Annotated in this window: 1 protein-coding gene and 1 pseudogene; both read right to left on the minus strand. The window is 64.7% G+C overall.

Going from position 1 to position 1,590, the window contains the following annotated elements; all coding sequences use genetic code 11:
• Positions 1-306 (minus strand): annotated as a pseudogene (locus tag EN745_RS34595) (single-stranded-DNA-specific exonuclease RecJ); the annotation flags it as partial.
• A gap of 65 nt (positions 307-371) precedes the next feature.
• Positions 372-1,355, minus strand: coding sequence for a class II fructose-bisphosphatase (gene glpX, locus EN745_RS34600; protein ID WP_126054250.1), 984 nt, complete (start codon positions 1,353-1,355; stop codon positions 372-374).
• Positions 1,356-1,590 lie beyond the last annotated feature (235 nt).

The raw sequence follows: 1,590 nt of genomic DNA on the forward strand, positions 1-1,590 counted from the left end.
GTCGCCGAAGATCGCCACCTTCTCCTTGGCGATGATCGCCTCCGCGATGCGGGAGGCGGCCTTGTCCATATCGGTGAGCGAGGCCGGGTTCGGCAGCAGGTCGCGGATCGTCGGGTCGAGGAAGCGCTCTGTCTGCTCCGCGCTGACGCCGCGCCCGGCCAACACCCTTGCCACGATGTCCGGGACGCCATGGCCCTGCGCGATGGCGAGCGCCGTCATGTCCTGCCGTTCAGTCAGCCGATGCTCCCACGAGACACCGGTCGCCGATTGCCTGACATCCAGGAAAAGCCGTCTTTCGCCCGTCATGCGACGCGCCGTCCGCATATTTTCATAGTGCCGATACTAATATGCGACGGCCAATCGGGACGGAATCAAAACTTTTCCAGATCCTGGTGACGCGCTTTGATCTCGCGCACCGTCCGCGACGACGAGCGCAGCACGATCGTGTGCGTGGTGATGTAGGTGCGGCCGAACTTGACGCCGTCGAGCATGTTGCCGTCGGTGACGCCGGTCGCCGCGAACAGCACGTCGCCGCGCGCCATGTCCTTCGCCTGGTAGACCCGCTTCGGGTCGGCAATGCCCATCTTGGCCGCGCGCGCCACCTTCTCCGGCGTATCGAGGATCAGCCGCCCCTGCATCTGGCCACCGGTGCAGCGCAACGCCGCCGCCGCCAACACGCCTTCCGGAGCGCCGCCGGTGCCGAGATAGATGTCGATGCCGGTCTCGTCGGGGTCCGTGGTGTGGATGACGCCGGCGACATCGCCGTCGCCGATCAGCCTTATCGCCGCGCCGGTCGCGCGCACCGCGTCGATCAATTTGGCGTGGCGTGGGCGGTCGAGGATGCAAGCGGTGATGTCGGACACCGCGACACCCTTGGCCTTGGCCAGGCTGGCGATGTTTTCGGCCGGCGTCGCGTCGATGTCGATGACGCCGTCGGCATAGCCCGGCCCGATGGCGATCTTGTCCATATAGACGTCGGGCGCGAATAGCAGGCTGCCCTTTTCCGCGATGGCGATGACGGCAAGCGCATTGGGCAGGTTCTTGGCGCAGATCGTCGTGCCTTCGAGCGGATCGAGCGCGATATCGACCGCCGGACCTATGCCGGTACCGACCTCCTCGCCGATATAGAGCATCGGCGCCTCGTCGCGCTCGCCCTCGCCGATCACCACCGTGCCCTTGATAGCCAGCCGGTTCAGCTCCTGGCGCATGGCGTCGACCGCGACCTGGTCGGCCGCCTTCTCGTCGCCCCGCCCGCGCAGCCTGGCAGCCGCCACCGCCGCCCGCTCGGTGACGCGCACCAGTTCCATGGTGAGTATCCGGTCAAGGCCGGCGACAATGTTCTGGGCCACGTTCATCTGTGGGAAATCCTCGTTGACGCGAGCGGTCGTATCTTGAGTCGCTCTAACACTTGTTTTGAGCAATTCGGCGGGGAAAACCGCTGCGCAGTTTTCCTGGAATTGCTCCCGCCTCCCGCAGAGGCGCGTTTCTTGTGTCAAAGCTCCGTGACAACGGCAAGACTTGGCCGGGGATTTTTTGAAATCCCAGCAATATCAATCGATTGAAGGCGAAGTTGGTCCGAACTATTCGGCC

Origin of the sequence: Mesorhizobium sp. M4A.F.Ca.ET.022.05.2.1, assembly GCF_003998845.1 — a bacterium.
Taxonomy (GTDB): domain Bacteria; phylum Pseudomonadota; class Alphaproteobacteria; order Rhizobiales; family Rhizobiaceae; genus Mesorhizobium.

Excerpts from the sequence above, each read along its gene's own strand:
- glpX (WP_126054250.1), bottom strand. The coding sequence starts at position 1,355 with ATGAACGTGGCCCAGAACATTGTCGCCGGCCTTGACCGGATACTCACC.